The sequence below is a fragment of the Streptomyces saintjeani genome (assembly GCF_055409605.1).
Genome location: NZ_CP189624.1, coordinates 2,533,858 through 2,553,949, shown reverse-complemented (window position 1 = coordinate 2,553,949; position 20,092 = coordinate 2,533,858). Strand labels below are relative to the sequence as shown.

Here is a 20,092-nt window from a genome sequence, read left to right as displayed (position 1 = left end):
GGGCGACACCGAACAAACCTAGGTTTACGACTCTCAGGAGCGGCCGTATGAGCGCTGTGACCCCCGCTGGAGGCGACACCGCGGCGGGCCGTTCCTGGCCCTCCGTCCTCAACGCGCTGCTCTCCGGGCACGACCAGAGCGCCGACGCGACCGCGTGGGCCATGGACCGCATCATGCGCGGCGAGGCCACGGACGCGCAGATCGCCGGGTTCGTGGTGGCGCTGCGGGCCAAGGGCGAGACGGTCGAGGAGATCACCGGGGTCGTCCGGGCGATGTACGAGCACGCCAACACGATCGAGGTGTCCGGCCGTACGGTCGACATCGTCGGCACGGGCGGGGACGGCGCGAAGACGGTCAACATCTCGACGATGTCCGCGCTGGTCGTCGCCGGCACGGGGGCGAAGGTCGTCAAGCACGGCAACCGGGCGGCGTCCTCGTCGTCGGGTGCCTCGGACGTCCTGGAGAAGCTGGGCGTCAACCTGGAACTGACGCCCAAGCGGGTCGCGGAGGTCGCCGAGGAGGCGGGCATCACCTTCTGCTTCGCGGTGAAGTTCCACCCGGCGCTGCGTCATGTCGCCGCCGCCCGAGGCCAGTTGGGCATCCGTACGGTCTTCAACGCGCTGGGCCCCCTCACGAACCCGGCCCGGGTGAAGTCCCAGGCGGTAGGGGTGGCGGACCCCCGCATGGCCCCGATGATCGCGGGCGTCCTGGCGGACCGGGGCAACTCCTCCCTGGTCTTCCGGGGAGACGACGGCCTCGACGAACTGACGACCACGTCGACCTCCCGGGTCTGGGTGGTCCGGGACAACAAGGTCACGGAGGAGAGCTTCGACCCCCGGGACGTGGGCATCGGCCTGGTCCCCATCGAGGCACTCCGAGGCGCGGACCCCGCGTACAACGCCGAGGTGGCCCGCAACCTCCTCGACGGCGAGAAGGGCCCGGTCAGAGACGCGGTCCTCCTCAACTCGGCAGCGGCCCTGGTGGCCCTGAACCCCGGTACGGGCACCCTCGCCGAGCAGCTCCGGGAGGGCATGGCGAAGGCGGCGGAGTCGATCGACTCGGGCGAGGCGAAGAGGACGCTGGAACGCTGGGTAGCGGCGACGAACAAGTAGGGGACCGCCCCGAAGGACAAGGCGGCGCCAGCCGCCTGTCCTTCAGGGGCGCGGGGAACTGCGCGATCAACCACGACGGCCCTGCACCCGCCACACCACAGTTCCCCCCGAGCTATTAGGCGTCCCGCGATCCGGACAGAACTTGCGCCCCCGCGATCACCTCATCTACTTTCTGAACCAGGTCATGAGTGACAGTCATCAGGCCCCGGCCGACTGTCCGGCAACCCTCCGTCCGTGGCGGGGTGCCCCGGGTGAAGACCAGGCCGTGGGCAGCAAGGTCCTCGGCAAGCGCGGACCCTCCTGAGACCGGGGGTCCTGGTCGTCGAGGAGACTTCCCCATGTCCGTCATCACGCGCGCCTCCGAGCAGACCCTCTGCGCACCCCTGGACGTGCTGGGCCGGGACGTCACCGTCCCCCTCGTCACCGGCGGCGAGGTCACCTACGCGGCCCTCGACTACGCGGCCAGCGCCCCCGCCCTCCAGCGCGTCTGGGACGACGTCGCCGCGTACGCCCCGTACTACGGCAGCGTCCACCGCGGCGCCGGCTACCTCTCCCAGCTCTCCACGGACCTCTTCGAGGCCGCGCGCAGGACGGTCGCGGAGTTCCTGGACTGCCGCGAGGACGACGAGCTGATCTTCACGCGCTCGACGACGGACTCCCTGAACCTGCTGGCGCGCGCGGTCCCCGCGAACTGCCAGGTGTACGTCTTCGAGACCGAGCACCACGCGTCCCTGCTCCCCTGGCAGCACCGGGACGTGACGTACCTGGACGCCCCCCGCACCCCCGAGGAGGCGGTGGCGACGCTCGGCCGGGCCCTGGCGGCCCGCGACACCACGGCCCCCGCCCTCGTCTGCGTGACCGGCGCCTCGAACGTCACCGGCGAACTGTGGCCGGTCCGCGAGCTGACGGCGACGGCGCACGCGCACGGCGCCCGTATCGTCCTGGACGCGGCCCAGCTCGCCCCGCACCACCCCGTGTCGGTGAAGGACCTGGACGTCGACTGGATCGCGTTCTCCGGCCACAAGCTGTACGCCCCCTTCGGCGCGGGCGTCCTCGCGGGCCGTACGGACTGGCTGCACGCGGCCGAGCCGTACCTCGCGGGCGGCGGCGCCAGCCGCAGGGTGAGCCGCGCCGCGGACGGCTCGGTCGAGGTGGAGTGGCACGAGAACGCGGCCCGCCACGAGGCCGGCTCCCCGAACGTGATCGGCGCCTACGCGATCGCCTCCGCGTGCAGGGCGCTGACGGAGGAGGGCTTCGACAGCCTCGTGGCCCGCGAGCACCACCTGATCCGCACGGTCCGCGCGGGCCTCGCGGACGTCCCCCAGGTCCGCGTCCTGTCCCTCTTCGGCGACGACGCCCCCCGCGTGGGCGTCCTCTCCTTCGTGGTGGACGGCTGGAACAGCTCCCACTTCGCCGCCGCCCTCTCCGCCGAGTACGGCATCGGCGTCCGCGACGGCCTGTTCTGCGCGCACCCCCTCGTCGACCGCCTCCTGGGCGCGACGGCGGCGCGGGCGGGGGAGTGCGGCGGGGCGACGTCCCTGAACGCGATCCGCGTGAGCTTCGGCGCGGGAACCCCGGACGAGCACGTGGAGCGCTTCGTGGCGGCCGTGCGCGAACTGGTGACGCTGGGCGCGAAGCTGACGTACCGGACGGAGAACGGCCGCTGCGTGCCGGCTGCCTAGGAGTCCAGGCCGATCGCGAACGCGGCCTCCAAGTCGTGCTGGGAGTACGTCCGGAACGCGACGTGCGTGTCCGTCGCCTCCACGCCGGGGATCTTGCTGATCCGCCCGGGGATGACGTCGGCCAGATCCTCGTGCTCCCGCACCCGGACCATCGCGATGAGGTCGTACGTCCCGGTCACCGAGAACACCTCGCTCACGCTCTCCAGGGAGGCGATCTCCTCGGCGATCTCCGGAATCCGGTCCACGCTGGTCTTGATCAGGACGATCGCGGTGATCACGGCTGGTTCTCTCCCTCGGGGACGCGTGCTGGGGCGGCCCCAACTGTAGTCGTACGGGTGAATCGCGCCCACGCGTACAGGAACCCGAGCGTGAAGCCCACGACGTGGGCGAGGTAGGCGACGCCGGGGCCGTCGGCGGCGTGGTTCGCGGCGAGCCACTGGAGGGCCGCCCAGAAGGGGAGGACCAGCCAGGCGGGGAAGCGCAGGGGGAGGAAGAAGAGGAACGGCAGAAGACTGGTGACGCGCGCCCGGGGGAAGAGGTAGAGGAAGGCCCCGAGGACGGCCGAGATCGCTCCGGACGCCCCCACGAGGGACTGTGCGGAGTCGGCGTGGGCAGCCGCGTACCCCAGGAGGGCGAGGCAGCCGCAGCCGGTGTAGAAGAGGGTGAACTCGACGCGCCCCATGCGTTCCTCGGTCATCGCCCCGAAGACGTAGAGGAAGAGCATGTTGCCGAGCAGATGGACCCAGCCGCCGTGCACGAACAGCGCGGTCAGCGGAGTGAGCGCGGCCCGCGCCGACCCCTCGAAGAGGCCGGCGGGCACGACCCCCCAGCGGTGGTAGTACGCCCGCTGCGCCGCGACCAGCGCCTCGCCGGAGCCGTACGAGGGATTGAGCCCCGACGCGGGCCCGAGGACGAAGACGGCGCAGCACAGCGCGATCAGTCCGTACGTCACCGGCGCGGCGGGTCGCCACCTGTCGATCATGGCTACAGAGCATGACGCAAGCGGATACAACGGCCGATATCGCCTCGCCGCCACGGACGGGCGGGCGACGGGTCCCCGGCAGGCCGTAGGGTTACGGCCACACGCATCGGGGCACGCCCCCGGCGCACGGCCCAGAAAAGGAGCGGACGGTTCCGATGACGGTTACCCTGCCGACCGCCACCACCCGGTGGCGCTGCACCCTCTGCGGAAACCTCACCCGGTTCGACGTGACCCGCTCCTCGAAGGTCGTCGAGTACGTCCATCTCGACCTGGCCGGAGAGCCGAAGGTCGAGGAGCGCGAGGTGGTCAGTGAGACCATCGAGTCGGTGCGCTGCCGCTGGTGCAACGCAGTCGATTCGGTGGAACTCGTGGACAGGCCGGGCGCCGACTCCTGAGAGGGAGCGGCCCCGCACGGCAAGTGGGGTGTGACGGATGGCGGAGACCACGGGCGAGCCGGGCGACGGCGCCGCCGAGGTGCTCGACCGCCCCCTGCCCGACGGGGTGCGCCGCAGGGTCGTGCAGATCGTGTCGGACGGCTTCGGCGGCCTGACCCTCGCCGAACTGCCCGCACAGCTGCGGCAGTACGCCCGGTTCGCGCCGAACCGCCGGACCAAGTTCGCCGGGAACGCGATGGCCTCCGCGCTGGAGACCGACGCGCTGTTCCGCCAGCGCATCGGGGAGAAGCTCAGAGAGGCCCAGCCGGAACTCACCGGCGCCCTCGACTCCGGTTCGCCGCCCCCGGCCGCCGACCCGCTGGACGTGGCGGCGGCGGCCTACGTGCTGCGCCCCACCGGCTGGGTCAAGCTCGTCACCGCCGCCGGCGAGGAGGCCCAGCGCGCCGACGCCGAACGCGCCGACGAGGAGAGCCGCGCCGAACTGGAGCGCCTGCGCGAGGAGCTGGCGCACGCGCGGGGCCAGGTCAAGGCCGAGACGGAACGCCTGCGGCAGGAACTCGACGCCGCCAAGCGGGAGGCGGAGGCCGCGCACCGCAAGCTGCGCTCCGCCCTCAGCGACGTCAAGCGCGGCGAGGCCGCCCAGCGCAAGCTCCAGGGCGAGATCGAGGCCGTCCGCGCCGAGACGGGCGCCCAGGTGTCCGCCGCCGAGAGCGAGACCCGGCGCCTCAAGTCGCGGCTCGGCGAGGTCGAGGCCGCCCTGGAGGCCAGCCGCCGCGCCGCCCGCGAGGGCCGCAGCGTCGAGGACATGCGCGTACGGCTCCTGCTGGACACCGTCCTCGAAGCCACCCAGGGCCTGCGCCGCGAACTCGCGCTGCCCCCCGTGTCCGTACGGCCCGCCGAGACCGTCGACGCCGTCGAACCCGGCCGGATGACGCCGAAGGACATCGCCGCGCGCGCCCTGTCGGAGCACGATCCGGCCATTCTCGATCAGTTGCTCGCGCTGCCTCAGGCACACCTGGTGGTCGACGGCTACAACGTCACCAAGACCGGCTACCCCCAGATGCCGCTGGAGAAGCAGCGGCTGCGCCTCCTCGGCCAGCTCTCCGCGCTCGCCGCGCAGACCGGCGCCGAGGTGACCTGTGTCTTCGACGGCGCCGAACTCGCCGCGCCCGTCCTGCTCGCACCGCCGAGGGGCGTCCGCGTCCTGTTCTCGAAACCCGGCGTCACCGCCGACGAGCTGATCCGCCAGCTGGTGCGCGCGGAGCCGCCCGGCAGACCCGTCATCGTCGCCTCCACCGACCGGGAGGTGGCCGACGGCGTCGCCAAGGCCGGGGCGCGGCCGGTGGCTTCGGCGATGCTGCTGAAGCGGCTGTCCTGAGCCCCGTACCTCCACAGAGGGTCAACTTGGCGTCACCGCCTGTTGGTTGATTGCAAATTATGCGTTGCGCGACCGCTTTTTTACGCCACAGGATTTGAACTGATCACAGTCGGGTCACTAGGGTCTCGGTTCGAACCTCCGCACGAGCGATCGGTCAACTGGGCGATCGATCGGCTGTACGGGGTGATCGGTCAAGAGAAGGAGCCTGTCTCCGTGGCGTCCCACCGTCGACCCAAGCCGCCGTCGCGCACGCGCGTGACCCTGCTGACCACCGCGGCTGCCGCGGCCGTCGCGCTCAGCGCCAACTCCGCGAACGCGGCGCCGAGCGAGAAGCCGACGAAGGACGAGGTCAAGTCGAAGGTCGACAAGCTCTACGAAGAGGCGGAGCAGGCCACCGAGGCCATGAACGGCGCCGAGGAGAAGGCGGGGAAGCTCCAGAAGGAGATCTCCACCATCCAGGACAACGTCGCCCGGGGCCAGGACGAGCTGAACAAGCTCCGCGACTCCATAGGCATGGCGGCTGCCGCCCAGTACCGCACCGGGAACATCGACTCCTCCGTCCAGCTCTTCCTCTCCTCCGACCCGGACAGCTTCCTGGACCGCGCCTCCACCCAGGACCAGCTCAGCGCCCAGCAGGTCGAGGCGCTGAAGAAGATCCAGGAGAAGCAGCGCCAGCTCGCCCAGCAGCGCGCCGAAGCCTCCGAGAAGCTCGCCGACCTCTCCTCGACCCGCGCCCAGCTCTCCAAGAAGAAGCGCGAGGTGCAGGGCAAGCTCTCCGACGCGCAGAAGCTCCTCAACTCCCTCACCGCCGCTGAGAAGGCCGCGCTGAACGAGCAGGAGAGCCGTGCCAGCCGTGACGCCGGCGAGCGCGTGGACCTCGGCAACGTCGGCTCCGCGTCCGGCCGGGCCGGCGCCGCGTTCGCCGCCGCGCAGACCCAGCTGAACAAGCCGTACGGCTACGGTACGGCCGGTATGGCCACGTTCGACTGCTCCGGGCTCACCTCCTGGGCCTACGGGCAGGCCGGCGTCTCCATTCCGCGCACCTCGGAGTCCCAGGCCAACATCGGGACCCGCATCTACAACGCCGGCGACCTGCGCGTCGGCGACCTGGTCTTCTTCTTCAACGACCTCCACCACGTCGGGCTCTACGCGGGCAACGGGCAGATCATCCACGCACCGCGCACCGGGACCGTCGTCCGCTACGAGTCGATGAGCACCATCGGCGGGCCGTTCATGTTCGGCGTGCGCGTCTGAGGCTCCCAGCCTGCGACACACCCCCTCTGACAGTCCCCCCGAACGAGTGGATTCCCGGCGTCCGCGCTGACCGTCCGTCCCGGCCATGACCTGCGTCTGGGCCGGGACGTCACCGTCCGTGTCCGTTCCGGGTCTTTGGCCACCCCCTTCCCGCAGGGCTACTGTCTGCCGCGTTTCCTCGTCCGTCAGCGGAAGGAGTGCGGCTTCCCGTGGGGTCCCATCGCAGCGTTGCACCGGCGTCCGGGTTCAACAGGGGGGCGGGGGCGGCGCTGTGCGCGCTGTCCGCCGCGGCGGCTGCCCTGGGGGTGGTTCCCGCCGCCCAGGCGGCGCCCTCCGGGGGTACCCGGGCCGAGGTCGACCGGCTGTACACCGAGGCCGAGCAGGCCACCGAGGCGTACAACAAGGCCGACGAGCGGGCCGATCGGCTGCGGCACGAGGTGAGCGGGGCGCAGGACGCCATCGCCCGGCAGCAGGAGCGGATCAACTCCATGCGGGAGCGGCTCGGGGCGCTCGCCGGGGCCCAGTACCGGGCCGGGGGGCTCGATCCCTCCATCGCGCTCCTCTTCTCCGACGATCCCGACGAATACCTCGACAAGGCCGCCACCCTCGACCGGCTCACCGTCCATCAGGCCGGGGAGCTTCGTGAACTTCAGTCCGCCATGCGGGAGTTGGCCCAGGAGCGGGCCGAGGCGGCCGGGAAGCTCGGGGAGCTGGAGAAGAACCGTCGGGCCGTCGCGTCCCACAAGCGGACGGTCGAGCGGAAGTTGGCGCGGGCGCGGGAGCTGCTGAACTCCCTCTCGCCGTCGGAGCGCGCCGGCTATGACCGGGTGTCGCGGTCCGGGCGCGAGGACATGCCGTTCCTCGGCGGGGGGCAGGCGTCCTCCGCTCGGGCCGCCGCGGCGGTGGCGGCGGCGCGCTCCGCGTTGGGGCGGCCCTATGTGTGGGGGGCCAGTGGGCCTTCCGGGTTCGACTGTTCCGGGCTCATGCAGTGGTCGTACGGGCAGGCGGGGGTCTCGCTGCCGCGTACGTCCCAGGCGCAGGCCCATGCGGGGCGGCGGGTGCCGTTGTCGCAGGCTCAGCCGGGGGACATCGTGACGTACCGGTCCGACGCGAGTCATGTGGGGATGTATGTGGGCAACGGGCAGGTGATCCATGCGCCGTATCCGGGGGCGCCGGTCCGGTACGACCCGGTGGGGATGATGCCGGTGTCTTCGGTCACGCGGCCGTAGAGGGTGCCGCATTCCGTCGGACGGCGGGTGCGGGTCGTGTGTGGTGGTCGGTGCGGATTCGTCTTCTTGTCCTCCCCCGTACGATCGTCTCGATGGCTGGTGCGAGGCGGGTGCCGTGGTCGGGGGCTATAGCCCTGTGTCTGCTTGCCGTGGGGTGCGGCGGGGGTGACGGGGGGTCCACTCGGGCCGAGGTGCAGGCCGCTCTTGATCGGCGGGCCTCTGTCGTGCTGGGGCGGGAGGGGAACACCTACGACGTTCCGTTCTCGCAGTGGTCCTATCGGCTGGGGGCCGTCGATGCCGCCGGGGACCGGGCCACCGCTGATGTCCAGCTCAGTTATCGGGTTCGGGGGTACGACTCCGTGCCGGTCACCGCCTCGAGGGTGGTGACGCTGGGGCGGGACGAGGGCGGGGTGTGGTCGGTGGTGTCGGAGGGGCCCGGGGACGGTGCCGGGGAGCAGCTGTGGGATCAGGGGCGGGTCAGTGTCGTACGGGGGGCGCACAGTCTCGTGATGGGCGTGGGGGAGTCCGGCGACCGGCTGCGGAGTTTCGCCGATCTCGCCGACCGGGCCGTGCCCGCCGTGTCCGACGCCTGGGGGACCGCTTGGGCGCGGAAGGTCGTCGTCGTGGTGCCCGCGTCTCTGGAGGGGATGGCCGAGCTGCTGGGGGCGTCCGTCGATTCGCACCGGGGGATCGCGGCCGTCACCACCGGCGAGACCGGGGGGCGTGCGCCCGCCGATCGGGTCGTCGTCAATCCGGAGGCGTACGGGATGCTCGGTGAGGTCGGCCGGCAGGTCGTGCTCACGCATGAGACCACCCACGTCGCGACCCGCGCCCACACCAACGCGGCGACCCCCCTGTGGCTGTCCGAGGGATACGCGGACTGGGTCGGCTACCGGGGAACCGACCGCACGCCGGACCAGGCCGCCCCCGAACTGCGCGGCGCCGTCGACGAGGGCCACGTCCCCGCCGCGCTGCCCGCCGACGCCGACTTCGGATTCGGCGGGGACGCCACCCGTCTGGCGCAGGCGTACGAGGGCGGCTGGCTGGCGTGCCGGCTGATCGCCGGCCGGTGGGGCGAGGAGAAGCTGGACGCGTTCTACAAGGCGGTCGGGGCACACGGGAAGCGGGCCGGGGCGGTGGAGGGCGCGCTGGGGAGCGTGCTCGGGGTGACGCTGGAGGAGTTCACGCAGGACTGGCGGACGTACGTGAAGGAACAACTGGCGAGCTGAGGCTCACGCCCCTTCCAGCTTCCCCCGTTGTCGCGGGCGGCGGGCGCTGCCGGTCAGGAGGAGACCTTCGCCCGGGTCGGTTGCGTCGGGAGCGGCAGTGGCTTCGGGCGGGCCGATGTCGAGCGCCACAGGCGGGCGCAGGCCGTGAGTGCGGCGGTGGTCAGGAGGCCGTTGCGGGCTAGCAGCAGGGCCACGCCGAGGGGGGTGCTCTGCACGACGTCGTCGAAGCGGAGCGGGAACTCGATCACCGTCACCCCGGCCGCGACCAGGACCAGCACCGCCGGGAGGCCCATCCGGCTGCCCCGGAAACACAGGCACACCGCCGCCGTACCGATCAGCCACACCAGGTACTGCGGGCTGATCACCCGGCTGGACAGCGTGAAGAGGAGTACGGCGGTGAAGGCCGCGTCCGCCGGGGTGTGGACCGAGTAGCGGCGGGCCATGAGCCGCCACATCAGGAGCCAGCCGAAGGCCGCGGACGTCAGGAACAGGGCCGCCGTGCTCACCGCCCTCACGCCGGGGCCGGTGAACTCCAGGGAGCCGTAGACGAAGCGGACCTCGCCGTGCCAGCCGACGTGCCGGGCCAGGTGGAAGACCAGCGCGCCCAGGGACTCGACCTCCGTGCCCCGGTCGCGCTGGGAGGTGACGAAGGTGAAGGCGCCGGGGACGACGGCGCTCGCGGCGAGGAGGAGGGCGGTGGTCAGGGTCGCCGCGAGCCATGCCCTGCGGCGGGCGACTCCGGCCAGCAGCAGGGCGGGCCAGACCTTCAGGAGCGCGCCGAAGCCGATCAGGGCGCCCATCACACGGGGGCGCCGGGCGCCCGCGACGAGGGCGGCCACAGCGACCGCGGTCACCAGGATGTCGTACCGCGAGTAGGCCGTGGGGCCGAGGAGGGGGACGCCCGCGACCCACACCCACACGCCTCGCCGGGTGCGGCCGGGGCGGTGCGCGGCGTTCAGGAGCAGCGTCAGGACGGCCAGGTCCGCGGCGAAGGCCAGCAGGAAGAACGCGGACGCGTAGTCGAGGAACGGGAGCAGGGCCGGGGCGAGGAGCGGGAGTGCGGCGGCGGGCGGGTACTGCCAGGTCACGTCGTGCAGGGGGAACGTGCCGGTGCGCAGGACCTCGTACCAGCTCCGGTAGATCACCGAGACGTCCGTCGTCACGTCGGGGCCCGGGAAGAGGAGGATCCGGTACACGAACAGGAGCAGGAACAGCCGGGTGACACCCCAGGTGACGAGCAGCCCGGTCAACGACCGCCGTGCGTCCGGCATCTCCACTTTCGCCCCTGTCCGTTCCTGACCGACATGTCGGGCACATCCTGCACCGGGGGACTGTGGGAGAGCCATGAAGCGGGGCCGGGCACATGGTGGGTTGCTGGGGGTGGGGTCGGGCGCCGGCCGTGTCGCCGGTGGCCCGTCGTCGAGTGCCTGGTCCGGCCTCGGTACATGGTCGGTTACAGTCGGCCGCGATGCACAAGACCCTCATCGTGACCAACGACTTCCCGCCCCGCCCCGGTGGCATCCAGGCGTTCCTCCACAACATGGCGCTGCGTCTCGACCCCGCCGACCTCGTCGTCTACGCGTCCACGTGGAAGCGGACCCGCGAGGGCGTCGAGGCCACCGCCGCCTTCGACGCCGAGCAGCCCTTCACGGTCGTCCGCGGCCGTACGACGATGCTGCTGCCGACGCCGGGGGCGACGCGGCGGGCGGTGTCGTTGCTGCGCGAGCACGGGTGTACGTCCGTGTGGTTCGGCGCGGCGGCTCCGCTGGGGCTGATGGCGCCGGCGCTGCGGAGGGCGGGGGCGCGGCGGCTGGTCGCCACGACGCACGGGCACGAGGCGGGGTGGGCGCAACTGCCGGTCGCCCGGGGGCTGTTGCGGCGGATCGGGGACTCGACGGACACGGTCACCTATCTGGGCGAGTACACGCGGTCGCGGATCGCCGGGGCGCTGTCGGCGCAGGCGGCGTCGCGGATGGTCCAACTGCCGCCGGGGGTGGACGAGAAGACGTTCCATCCGGGGTCGGGAGGGGCGGAGGTCCGGGCGCGGCTGGGGCTGACGGACCGCCCGGTGGTGGTGTGCGTGTCGCGGCTGGTGCCGCGCAAGGGCCAGGACACGCTGATCCGCGCGATGCCGGGCATCCTGAGGGCCGAGCCGGACGCGGTGCTGCTGATCGTGGGGGGCGGCCCGTACGAGGGCGACCTGCGAAAGCTGGCCGCAGAGACGGGAGTCGAGGACTCGGTGAGGTTCACGGGTTCCGTCCCGTGGGAGGAACTGCCCGCGCACTACGGCGCCGGGGACGTCTTCGCGATGCCGTGCCGGACGAGGCGGGGCGGGCTGGACGTCGAGGGGCTGGGGATCGTCTACCTGGAGGCGTCGGCGACCGGACTGCCGGTGGTGGCCGGGGACTCGGGAGGCGCGCCGGACGCGGTGCTGGACGGGGAGACGGGGTGGGTCGTACACGGCGAGTCGGTGGAGGAGACGGCCGAGCGGATCGTCGTGCTGCTGGGGGACGGGGAGTTGAGGAGAAGGATGGGGGAGAGGGGCCGGAAGTGGGTCGAGGAGAAGTGGCGTTGGGACCTCTTGGCGGAAAAGTTGAGGACGCTTCTCTAGCAGGAACCCGCCATTCCCCCCATGCTCCGCATATGACAGCACATCTGACGCAACGTCAGCTCAGTAGACGCCAGATCCTCGGCATGGCCGCCCTCCAGACGGCCGCCACCCTCGGTCTCACCCGTATCTCCCTCCAGTCCGCCCACGCCGAAGAACCCGAGGCCATCGACAACTCCCCGGCGATAGTGGTCGGTTCGGGCTACGGCGGTGCGGTGGCCGCCCTGCGGCTCGCGCAGGCCGGCATCCGCACCCTCGTCCTCGAAATGGGCCGCGCCTGGAACACGGCCGGCCCGGACGGCAAGGTGTTCTGCAACACGGCGAATCCGGACAAGCGCTCGATGTGGTTCAAGACCCGCACCGAGGCCCCCCTCGCGAGCTTCCTGTGGCTGGATGTCGTGAACAAGGACATCCCCCTGTACCCCGGCGTCCTGGACCGCGTGAAGTTCGCGAACATGTCGGTCTACGTCGGCAGAGGCGTCGGCGGCGGCTCCCTCGTGAACGGCTCGATGGCGGTCACCCCCAACCAGGCGTACTTCACGGAGCAGTTCCCGACGGTCGACGCGACGGAGATGTACGCCACGTACTTCCCCAGAGCCCGCCAGATGCTGGGCGTGAACACGATCGACCCCACCTGGTTCGAGTCGACGGAGTGGTACAAGTTCAGCCGCACATCGCGGAAAGCGGCGGCGAACACGGGCCTCAGAACGACGTTCGTGCCCAGCGTCTACGACTTCACGTACATGCAGAAGGAGGCGGCGGGCACGGCGACGAAGTCGGCGCTGGGCCAGGAGGTCATCTACGGCAACAACTACGGCAAACGAAGCCTCGACAAGACGTACCTCGCCTCGGCGCTCGGCACGGGCAACGTCACCATCCACACCCTGGAGAAGGTCACCGCCATCACCCGCGCCACGGACGGGAGTTGGGTCCTCACGGCCGACCGCATCGACGAGGCCGGAACGGTCGTCGAGACGAAACAGTACGGCTGCGCCTACCTGTTCCTCGGCGGCGGCAGCCTCGGCACCACCGAACTCCTCGTCAGAGCACGGCAGTCGGGCACCCTCCCCGCCCTGGACGCGAGTGTCGGCGCCGGCTGGGGCACCAACGGCAACGTCATGCTGGGCCGCGCCAACCACCTGTGGGACACGACCGGCGCCAACCAGTCCACGATGCCGGTGATGGGCATCGACGACTGGGCCAACACGGACAACCCGGTGTTCGCCGAAATGGCCCCGCTCCCCACGGGACTTGAGAACTGGGTGAGCCTCTACCTGGCGATCACGAAGAACCCGCAGCGCGCGACGCTGACGTACGACAACGGCGCGCTCGGCCTGAGCTGGAGCGCCGCGCAGAGCGCCGTGTCCGTGGCGATGGCGAAGAAGCTGTTCGACCGGATCAACGCGGCGAACGCGACGATCTACCGCTACGACCTGTTCGGCACGCCCAGCAAGGTCTTCGCGGACGACTTCTGCTACCACCCCCTGGGCGGCTGCGTGCTGGGGAAGGCGACCGACGACTACGGCCGCGTCAAAGGCTATCCACGGCTGTACGTCACCGACGGCTCGCTCGTGCCCGGCAACATCGGCGTGAACCCGTTCGTCACGATCACCGCGCTGGCGGAGCGAACGATGGCGCGGGTCCTCGTGGAGGACACCGCGCCATGAACTGCCCTGCCGGGCCGGGCTACTTCGTGTACAGGGCCTCGATCTCGGCCGCGTAGTCCTTCGCCACCACGTTCCGCTTGAGCTTCAGCGAGGGCGTGAGGTGACCCGAGTCCTCCGTGAACTGGGAGGAGAGAATGCGGAACTTCCGCACCGATTCCGCTTTCGACACCGCGGCGTTGCCGTCGTCGACCGCCGTCTGGATCACCGCGAGGAGATCCGGGTCGTCACGCAGCGACGCCGCGGTGGCGTCCGCCGGCTTGCCGTGCTCACTGGCCCAGCGGCCCAGGAACTCGTCGTCGATGGTGACCAGCGCGGCCACGAACGGCCGGCCGTCCCCGACGACCATGCACTCGGCGACCAGCGCGTGCGCCCGGATACGGTCCTCGATCACCGCCGGGGCGACGTTCTTGCCGCCCGCCGTGACGATGATCTCCTTCTTGCGGCCGGTGATGGAGAGGTAGCCGTCCTCGTCGAGGGTGCCGATGTCCCCGGTGTGGAACCAGTTGTCGGCCAGCGCCTCGGCGGTCGCCGCCGGGTTGTTCCAGTACTCCTTGAACAGGTGCTCGCCGTGCAGCAGCACCTCCCCGTCGTCCGCGATCCTGACGACCGAGCCGGGCAGCGGCTGGCCGACCGTACCGATCTTCTGCCGGTCCCACGGGTTGAACGCGGTCGCCGCGCAGGACTCGGTGAGGCCGTACCCCTCCAGGACCGTGAAGCCGATGCCCCGGAAGAAGTGGCCGAGCCGCTCGCCGAGCGGGGCGCCGCCGGAGATCGCGTACTCGCCCCGGCCGCCCAGGACCGCGCGCAGCTTGCTGTAGACCAGCTTGTCGAACACCTTGTGCTTGATCTTCAGCCCGAGCGGCGGACCCGACGGCAGGTCGAGCGCCTTGCTGTAGGCGATCGCCGTGTCGGCGGCCTTGTCGAAGATCGCGCCCTTGCCGTCGGCCTGCGCCTTCGCGCGCGCCGAGTTGTAGACCTTCTCGAAGACGCGCGGCACGCCCAGGATCAGCGTCGGCCTGAACGAGGCCAGCTCGTCCGTGAGGTTCTTGATGTCCGGGAGGTTGCCCAGCTTGATCGGCGCCATCATCGGCGCGATCTGCACGAGCCGCCCGAAGACGTGCGCCAGCGGTAGGAACAGCAGCACGCTGCACTCGCCGGTGCGGAACAGGGGGCGCAGCCGCTCGACGACGTTCCCGCACTCCGCGAAGAAGCTGCGGTGCGTGAGGACACAGCCCTTGGGTCTGCCGGTGGTCCCCGAGGTGTAGACGATCGTCGCCGGGTCGTCGGCCTTCGCCCGCGCGCTGCGCTCGTCGACCGTCGCGTCCGTCACGTCCCGGCCGAGCCGGCCCAGCTCCTCGACGCCGCCGGCCTCGATCTGCCAGACGTGCTTCAGCTCCGGCAGCGAGGCGCGCACCGACTCGACGGCCGCCGTGTGCGTGTCCAGCTCGACGACGCAGGCCGTCGCGCCCGAGTCGGAGAGGATCCAGCCGATCTGCTCCGGCGAGCTGGTCTCGTACACCGGGACGGTGACCGCGCCCGCGCTCCAGATCGCGAAGTCCAGCAGTGTCCACTCGTACCGGGTGCGCGACATCAGCCCCACCCGGTCGCCCGGCTGGACCCCGGCCGCGATCAGGCCCTTGGCAGCGGCGTGCACCTCGGCGAGGAACTCCGTGGCGGTCACGTCCTGCCACGCGGCGCCCACCTTGCGGGCGATCACGGCCACATCCGGGTGCTGCGCGGCGTTTCTGCGGACGATGTCGGTCAGATTCCCGTCCGCAGGGACCTCGTACAAAGCCGGAAGGCTGAACTCGCGCAAGACTGCTGCTCCTCATAGGGCGCCGGCGCCACGACGTTGTGCGATGCGACGGAACGGTCCAGGGCTCGGTGGACTGCCCGGACGTTACCGGTCGGTATGGCGACTTCGACAGGGGGTCCGGCTGAGATGTTCGCTGCGTCACACATCTTCGGTACTGCTCTGCGTACGGTAGTCCACAGACTTGCCGACCGGCCAGTAACAGCGGTTGCGGACGTCACTGTTCACGCGCCGCCTCCCCCCGCCTACCCTTGATCGTCATGGCAACCACACGTATCCACGTGGTGAGTGACGTCCACGGCAACGCGCACGACCTCGCGCGCGCCGGGGAGGGCGCCGACGCGCTCGTCTGTCTGGGCGACCTGATCCTCTTCCTCGACTACGCCGACCACTCGCGCGGCATCTTCCCCGACCTCTTCGGCGCGCGAAACGCGGGCCGGCTCGTCGCCCTGCGGACCGCCCGCCGCTTCGACGAGGCGCGTGACCTGGGCCGACAGCTCTGGTCCACCGTCGACGGCGACCGCGCGGCCGTCATCGAGAACGCCGTCCGCAGGCAGTACGCCGACCTCTTCGCCGCGTTCCCGACGCCGACGTACGCCACCTACGGCAACGTCGACATGCCCGCGCTCTGGAAGGAGTACGCCGGTCCCGGCACCACCGTCCTCGACGGCGAGGTCGCCGAGATCGGGGGCCGTACGTTCGGGTTCGTCGGCGGGGGCCTTCGTACGCCCATGAGCACGCCCTTCGAGATCTCCGACGAGGAGTACGCCGCGAAGATCGAGGCGCTCGGCTCCGTCGACGTCCTGTGCACGCACATTCCTCCGGAGGTGCCGGAGCTCGTGTACGACACCGTCGCGCGTCGCTTCGAGCGGGGGAGCCGTGCGCTGCTCGACGCGATCCGCCGTACCCGGCCCCGCTACTCCCTCTTCGGACACGTCCACCAGCCCCTCGCCCGGCGGATGCGGGTCGGCGCCACCGAGTGCGTCAACGTCGGCCACTTCGCCGGGTCCGGGAAGCCCTGGGTCCTGGAGTGGTGAGGGGCGTGAAGTCGGCTGGTCATGGGCGCGGTAGCCTTCACGCGCAGTGACTTCATACCGGCCCGCATCTGGAGGAATCCCGGCGATGGCGGAACACACCAGTTCGAGCATCACGATCTCGGCGGCACCGGGCGAGGTCATGGCGGTCATCGCCGACTTCGCGCGGTACCCGGACTGGACCGGTGAGGTGAAAGAGGCCGAGGTCCTGAAGTCCGACGAGGCCGGCCGGGCCCAGGAGGTCCGCCTCGTCATGGACGCGGGCGCGATCAAGGACGACCAGACCCTCGCGTACACCTGGACCGGTTCCGACGAGGTCTCCTGGACGCTGGTCAAGTCCCAGATGCTGCGCTCCCTGGACGGCTCGTACACCCTCAAGCCGGTGTCCGAGGGTTCGACCGAGGTCACGTACCGGCTCACGGTCGACGTCAAGATCCCGATGCTGGGCATGATCAAGCGCAAGGCCGAGAAGGTCATCATCGACCGGGCGCTGGCGGGGTTGAAGAAGAGGGTGGAGAGCGAGTAGTTCGGGTGCGGGTCGTGTGTGGCTGGTCGCGCCCACGCGGCGGTAGCCGCACATAGATACAGCCCCGCGCCCCTAAAAACACGGCCGAGGCCGGCGGTGACGGCTCGCGCCTCGACAAGGTCCGGCTGAGGCCGGTGATGCCTGCTCGCGCTCACTCGGCGGTAGTCGGACACTCGGCTCAGCCCAGTCTTTTCAGCGGCGCGGGGCTGTATCCATGTGCGGCTACCGCCGCGTGAGCGCTAGCTGTTACGACTGCCTCAGCCCAGGTTTTTCAGGGGCGCGGGGAACTGCGCGACCAGCCACCACCGACCGGCAGCCGCAAGTCAACCGTTAGCGTTGATTCTTATGCGCACTCTCTTGGTCACCGGGCCCGGCGGTTCCGGCCGTACGACTCTTGCTGCGGCCACCGCCTTGGATGCCTCCCTCGCCGGTACCCGGACCCTCGTCCTCAGCGCTGATCGTGGGGACGGTCTGGGAGCCGCGCTCGGAGTGGCCACCGGGGACAGACCCCTCGCCGTCAGCGAGCACCTCACCGCCTGGCGGCCCGACGCCTCCCTCGGTTTCCGGGACGACCTTCTCCGGTTCCAGGAGAAGGCCACCGGCGCCCTCGATCTGCTCGGTGCCTCACGGCTCGAAGGCGAGGAGATGACCCCCCTTCCCGGTGCCGGGGAACTCAGCCTCCTGCGTGCGCTGCGGGACGCCGTGCTGTCCGAGCGGTTCGAACTGGTCGTCGTCGATCTGCCGGCCACCCCTCAGGCGCTCTCCCTCCTGGCCCTCCCCGAGGAGCTGCGGCGGTACATCCGGCGGCTCCTTCCCGCCGAGCGGCAAGCCGCCCGCGCCCTGCGCCCGGTGCTGGGCCGGCTGGCCGGCGTGCCGATGCCGGCGGAGTGGCTGTACGAGGCGGCCGGGAAATGGGACGGCGAACTGGCCGCCGTGCAAGCCGTGCTGGCGGACCCCGGCACCGCCGTACGGATCGTCGCCGAACCCGGCCCCGCCGGAGCGGACGCGGTACGGGACGCCCGGCTCGGCTGCGCGCTGCGGCGGCTGCCCGTCGAAGCGCTGGTCGCCAACCGGGTACTCCCGGACGAGGCGGGATGGCTCGCGGGCCCGGTCGCCCAGCAGCGCAAGGTGCTCGACGAGTGGGACGCCGAACCCGTCCTCCACCTCGGCAGAGACCCACGCGGCACCGACGACCTCCACGACCTCGCCGTACCCCCCGTCGCCCTCCCCGCGCACCCCGTCGAGTGGCCGGTCACCGAGCAGGACGGCGTCTTCGTGTGGACCCTCCCGCTCCCCGGCGCCGTACGCGACCAGCTGGACCTGATCCGGCGAGGGGACGAACTCGTCGTCACCGTCGGCCAGTTCCGGCGTATCGTCCCGCTGCCCTCGGTGCTGAGGCGGTGCACGGTGGAGGGCGCCTCGCTCAGGGACGGCGAGTTGCGGACGCGCTTCGTGCCGGATCCGGAGTTGTGGCCGAAGGACCGGTGAAGGAGCGCGGCGCGTTCGGGTACCGTCGTAAGGACGAGCCGTAGGGAGACGTCATGAGCAGCGACGACAGTCAGGGACGTGAGGCGGTCGAAGAGACGCCGAGGGCGACGGACCCGGACGCCTGGGCCACCGCCTGCGAAGAGGACCTGGCCGCGGAGAAGGCCCGCCGCCGAGCCCGGTACGGACCGCCCCCCGGCTCGGCCGGTGAGGAACTCCGCAAGCTCTTCGACGCGGTCTCCGACAGGCTCGGCACCCTCAACTCCCCCCTCCTCGGCGCGGTCGCGGGCCCGGCGGCGCAGCAGGTCGTCCGCCAGGTCGTCCAGCAGGCCAAGGCCGTCGTCGAACCGGTCGTCGAACGCAACCCGGACGTCTTCGACCACCTCAGCGCGGCCGGCAACGAACTCCTCGCCGCGTACCGCTCGGCGGTCCAGCGCCAGGAGAACCGCTGGACGAAGAGCGACACCGGAGACGACAAGGACGACGGCACGGGCCCGGGCCAGCGCATCGACGTGGACTGAGACCGGCCGACAGATGGGGGGTGACCGACGACAACGCCGCAGATGCGCGTGCCCAGACCCGCGACGCCGTCCCCCATCTGTCGGCCGGTCTCGGGCCCCCCTCCGGTACGGTGGCCCATAGCGGGGCTCGACCGAAACTGAGGGATTCATGGGACTCACCATCGGCGTCGACATCGGCGGCACGAAGATCGCGGCCGGCGTGGTCGACGAGGAAGGCGCCATCCTGTCGACCCACAAGGTGCCGACCCCGGGCACGCCCGAGGGCATCGTGGACGCCATCGCCTCCGCCGTCGAGGGAGCGCGCGCCGGGCACGAGATCGTGGGTGTCGGCATCGGCGCCGCCGGTTACGTCAACCGCCAGCGTTCCACCGTGTACTTCGCGCCGAACATCGACTGGCGTAACGAGCCGCTGAAGGAGAAGGTCGAGCAGCGCACCGGCCTTCCGGTCGTCGTCGAGAACGACGCGAACGCCGCGGCCTGGGGCGAGTACAGGTTCGGCGCGGGCAAGGGCCACCGCAACGTCATCTGCATCACCCTCGGCACCGGCCTCGGCGGCGGCATCATCATCGGCAACAAACTCCGCCGCGGGCACTTCGGCGTCGCCGCCGAGTTCGGCCACATCCGCATGGTCCCGGACGGGCTGCTGTGCGGCTGCGGCTCGCAGGGCTGCTGGGAGCAGTACGCCTCCGGCCGCGCCCTCGTCCGCTACGCCAAGCAGCGCGCCAACGCGGCCCCCGAGAACGCGGAGATCCTCCTCGGCCTCGGCGACGGCAGCCCCGACGGCATCGAGGGCAAGCACATCTCGATGGCCGCGAGGCAGGGCGATCCGGTCGCCGTCGACTCGTACCGCGAGCTGGCGCGCTGGGTGGGCGCGGGCCTGGCGGACCTGGCGTCCCTCTTCGACCCGTCGGCGTTCATCATCGGCGGCGGCCTGTCGGACGAGGGCGAACTGGTCCTCGACCCGATCCGCAAGTCGTACAAGAGGTGGCTGGTGGGCGGCAATTGGCGCCCGGTGGCGGACGTCCTGGCGGCGAGCCTGGGGAACGACGCGGGGTTGGTAGGGGCGGCGGACCTGGCAAGGGAACCGGACCCGATCATGTAGGGATCGCTCCCCATCGGGCGCGAGGTTTTCGTTTTTAGGGGCGCGGGGCTGTATCCATGTGCGGCTGCCGCCGCG

General features: G+C 71.1%; 18 protein-coding genes and 1 riboswitch. Of the genes, 14 read left to right on the top strand and 4 right to left on the bottom strand.

Annotated elements, in window-relative coordinates; genetic code table 11:
- The first annotated feature begins 47 nt into the window (after positions 1 to 47).
- Together trpD and ACQCO7_RS11380 are read left to right on the top strand one after the other, a co-directional pair.
- Complete coding sequence (trpD, locus tag ACQCO7_RS11385; protein WP_464071710.1) at positions 48 to 1,112, top strand: anthranilate phosphoribosyltransferase; 1,065 nt, start codon at positions 48 to 50, stop codon at positions 1,110 to 1,112.
- A 180-nt stretch (positions 1,113 to 1,292) separates the two neighbouring features.
- Positions 1,293 to 1,409: riboswitch (SAM riboswitch) on the top strand.
- A 41-nt stretch (positions 1,410 to 1,450) separates the two neighbouring features.
- Positions 1,451 to 2,794 (top strand): aminotransferase class V-fold PLP-dependent enzyme, encoded by a 1,344-nt coding sequence (locus ACQCO7_RS11380; protein ID WP_464071709.1) that lies wholly within the window; start codon positions 1,451 to 1,453, stop codon positions 2,792 to 2,794.
- Here the strand turns inward: ACQCO7_RS11380 and ACQCO7_RS11375 are convergent.
- Together ACQCO7_RS11375 and ACQCO7_RS11370 are read right to left on the bottom strand one after the other, a co-directional pair.
- The gene (locus ACQCO7_RS11375; RefSeq protein WP_010357228.1) at positions 2,791 to 3,072 is read right to left on the bottom strand and encodes an Lrp/AsnC family transcriptional regulator; all 282 of its coding nucleotides are present in this window, start codon (positions 3,070 to 3,072) and stop codon (positions 2,791 to 2,793) included. The genes ACQCO7_RS11380 and ACQCO7_RS11375 overlap by 4 nt on opposite strands.
- Positions 3,069 to 3,776, bottom strand: a complete 708-nt coding sequence (locus tag ACQCO7_RS11370) for a rhomboid family intramembrane serine protease (RefSeq protein WP_464071708.1) — start codon at positions 3,774 to 3,776, stop codon at positions 3,069 to 3,071. Before ACQCO7_RS11370 ends, ACQCO7_RS11375 begins: the two co-directional genes overlap by 4 nt.
- A gap of 155 nt (positions 3,777 to 3,931) precedes the next feature.
- On the opposite strand from ACQCO7_RS11370, the gene ACQCO7_RS11365 reads away from it, so the two are divergent.
- The 5 genes from ACQCO7_RS11365 (at position 3,932) to ACQCO7_RS11345 (ending at position 9,261) form a co-directional block, all read left to right on the top strand.
- Positions 3,932 to 4,171, top strand: a complete 240-nt coding sequence (locus ACQCO7_RS11365) for a hypothetical protein (protein ID WP_010357226.1) — start codon at positions 3,932 to 3,934, stop codon at positions 4,169 to 4,171.
- 37 nt (positions 4,172 to 4,208) lie between these two features.
- Positions 4,209 to 5,549, top strand: a complete 1,341-nt coding sequence (locus ACQCO7_RS11360) for an NYN domain-containing protein (protein ID WP_464071707.1) — start codon at positions 4,209 to 4,211, stop codon at positions 5,547 to 5,549.
- Positions 5,550 to 5,762: 213 nt separating this feature from the next.
- Positions 5,763 to 6,803 (top strand): C40 family peptidase, encoded by a 1,041-nt coding sequence (locus ACQCO7_RS11355; protein WP_464071706.1) that lies wholly within the window; start codon positions 5,763 to 5,765, stop codon positions 6,801 to 6,803.
- A 209-nt stretch (positions 6,804 to 7,012) separates the two neighbouring features.
- Entirely contained in the window at positions 7,013 to 8,032 is a 1,020-nt protein-coding gene (locus tag ACQCO7_RS11350; RefSeq protein WP_464071705.1) for a C40 family peptidase, read from the top strand.
- A 92-nt stretch (positions 8,033 to 8,124) separates the two neighbouring features.
- The gene (locus ACQCO7_RS11345) at positions 8,125 to 9,261 is read left to right on the top strand and encodes a hypothetical protein (protein ID WP_464071704.1); all 1,137 of its coding nucleotides are present in this window, start codon (positions 8,125 to 8,127) and stop codon (positions 9,259 to 9,261) included.
- Between the two features lie 53 nt (positions 9,262 to 9,314).
- Here the strand turns inward: ACQCO7_RS11345 and ACQCO7_RS11340 are convergent, their stop codons facing one another.
- Positions 9,315 to 10,538, bottom strand: coding sequence for a glycosyltransferase 87 family protein (locus ACQCO7_RS11340; protein ID WP_464071703.1), 1,224 nt, complete (start codon positions 10,536 to 10,538; stop codon positions 9,315 to 9,317).
- A 191-nt stretch (positions 10,539 to 10,729) separates the two neighbouring features.
- Between ACQCO7_RS11340 and ACQCO7_RS11335 the strand changes: the two genes are divergently transcribed.
- Positions 10,730 to 11,872, top strand: coding sequence for a glycosyltransferase family 4 protein (locus ACQCO7_RS11335; protein WP_464071702.1), 1,143 nt, complete (start codon positions 10,730 to 10,732; stop codon positions 11,870 to 11,872).
- A 32-nt stretch (positions 11,873 to 11,904) separates the two neighbouring features.
- Positions 11,905 to 13,536 (top strand): GMC oxidoreductase, encoded by a 1,632-nt coding sequence (locus tag ACQCO7_RS11330; protein WP_464071701.1) that lies wholly within the window; start codon positions 11,905 to 11,907, stop codon positions 13,534 to 13,536.
- 19 nt (positions 13,537 to 13,555) lie between these two features.
- Here the strand turns inward: ACQCO7_RS11330 and ACQCO7_RS11325 are convergent, their stop codons facing one another.
- Positions 13,556 to 15,352: an AMP-dependent synthetase/ligase gene (locus ACQCO7_RS11325; RefSeq protein WP_464071700.1), complete on the bottom strand. Its 1,797-nt coding sequence runs from the start codon at positions 15,350 to 15,352 to the stop codon at positions 13,556 to 13,558.
- A gap of 278 nt (positions 15,353 to 15,630) precedes the next feature.
- Here ACQCO7_RS11325 and ACQCO7_RS11320 point away from each other — a divergent pair, with 278 nt between their 5' ends.
- The 5 genes from ACQCO7_RS11320 to ACQCO7_RS11300 all read left to right on the top strand — a co-directional run bounded on the left by ACQCO7_RS11320 (position 15,631) and on the right by ACQCO7_RS11300 (position 20,017).
- On the top strand, positions 15,631 to 16,386 hold the full coding sequence (locus ACQCO7_RS11320) for a metallophosphoesterase family protein (protein ID WP_464077193.1): 756 nt from the start codon (positions 15,631 to 15,633) through the stop codon (positions 16,384 to 16,386).
- An 85-nt stretch (positions 16,387 to 16,471) separates the two neighbouring features.
- Positions 16,472 to 16,909 (top strand): SRPBCC family protein, encoded by a 438-nt coding sequence (locus ACQCO7_RS11315; RefSeq protein WP_464071699.1) that lies wholly within the window; start codon positions 16,472 to 16,474, stop codon positions 16,907 to 16,909.
- A 345-nt stretch (positions 16,910 to 17,254) separates the two neighbouring features.
- Positions 17,255 to 18,397 (top strand): ArsA family ATPase, encoded by a 1,143-nt coding sequence (locus ACQCO7_RS11310; protein WP_464071698.1) that lies wholly within the window; start codon positions 17,255 to 17,257, stop codon positions 18,395 to 18,397.
- A 53-nt stretch (positions 18,398 to 18,450) separates the two neighbouring features.
- Positions 18,451 to 18,915, top strand: coding sequence for a DUF5304 domain-containing protein (locus ACQCO7_RS11305; RefSeq protein WP_464071697.1), 465 nt, complete (start codon positions 18,451 to 18,453; stop codon positions 18,913 to 18,915).
- 148 nt (positions 18,916 to 19,063) lie between these two features.
- A complete protein-coding gene (locus ACQCO7_RS11300; protein ID WP_464071696.1) occupies positions 19,064 to 20,017 on the top strand; it encodes an ROK family glucokinase in 954 nt (317 codons plus the stop codon).
- Positions 20,018 to 20,092: the final 75 nt, after the last annotated feature.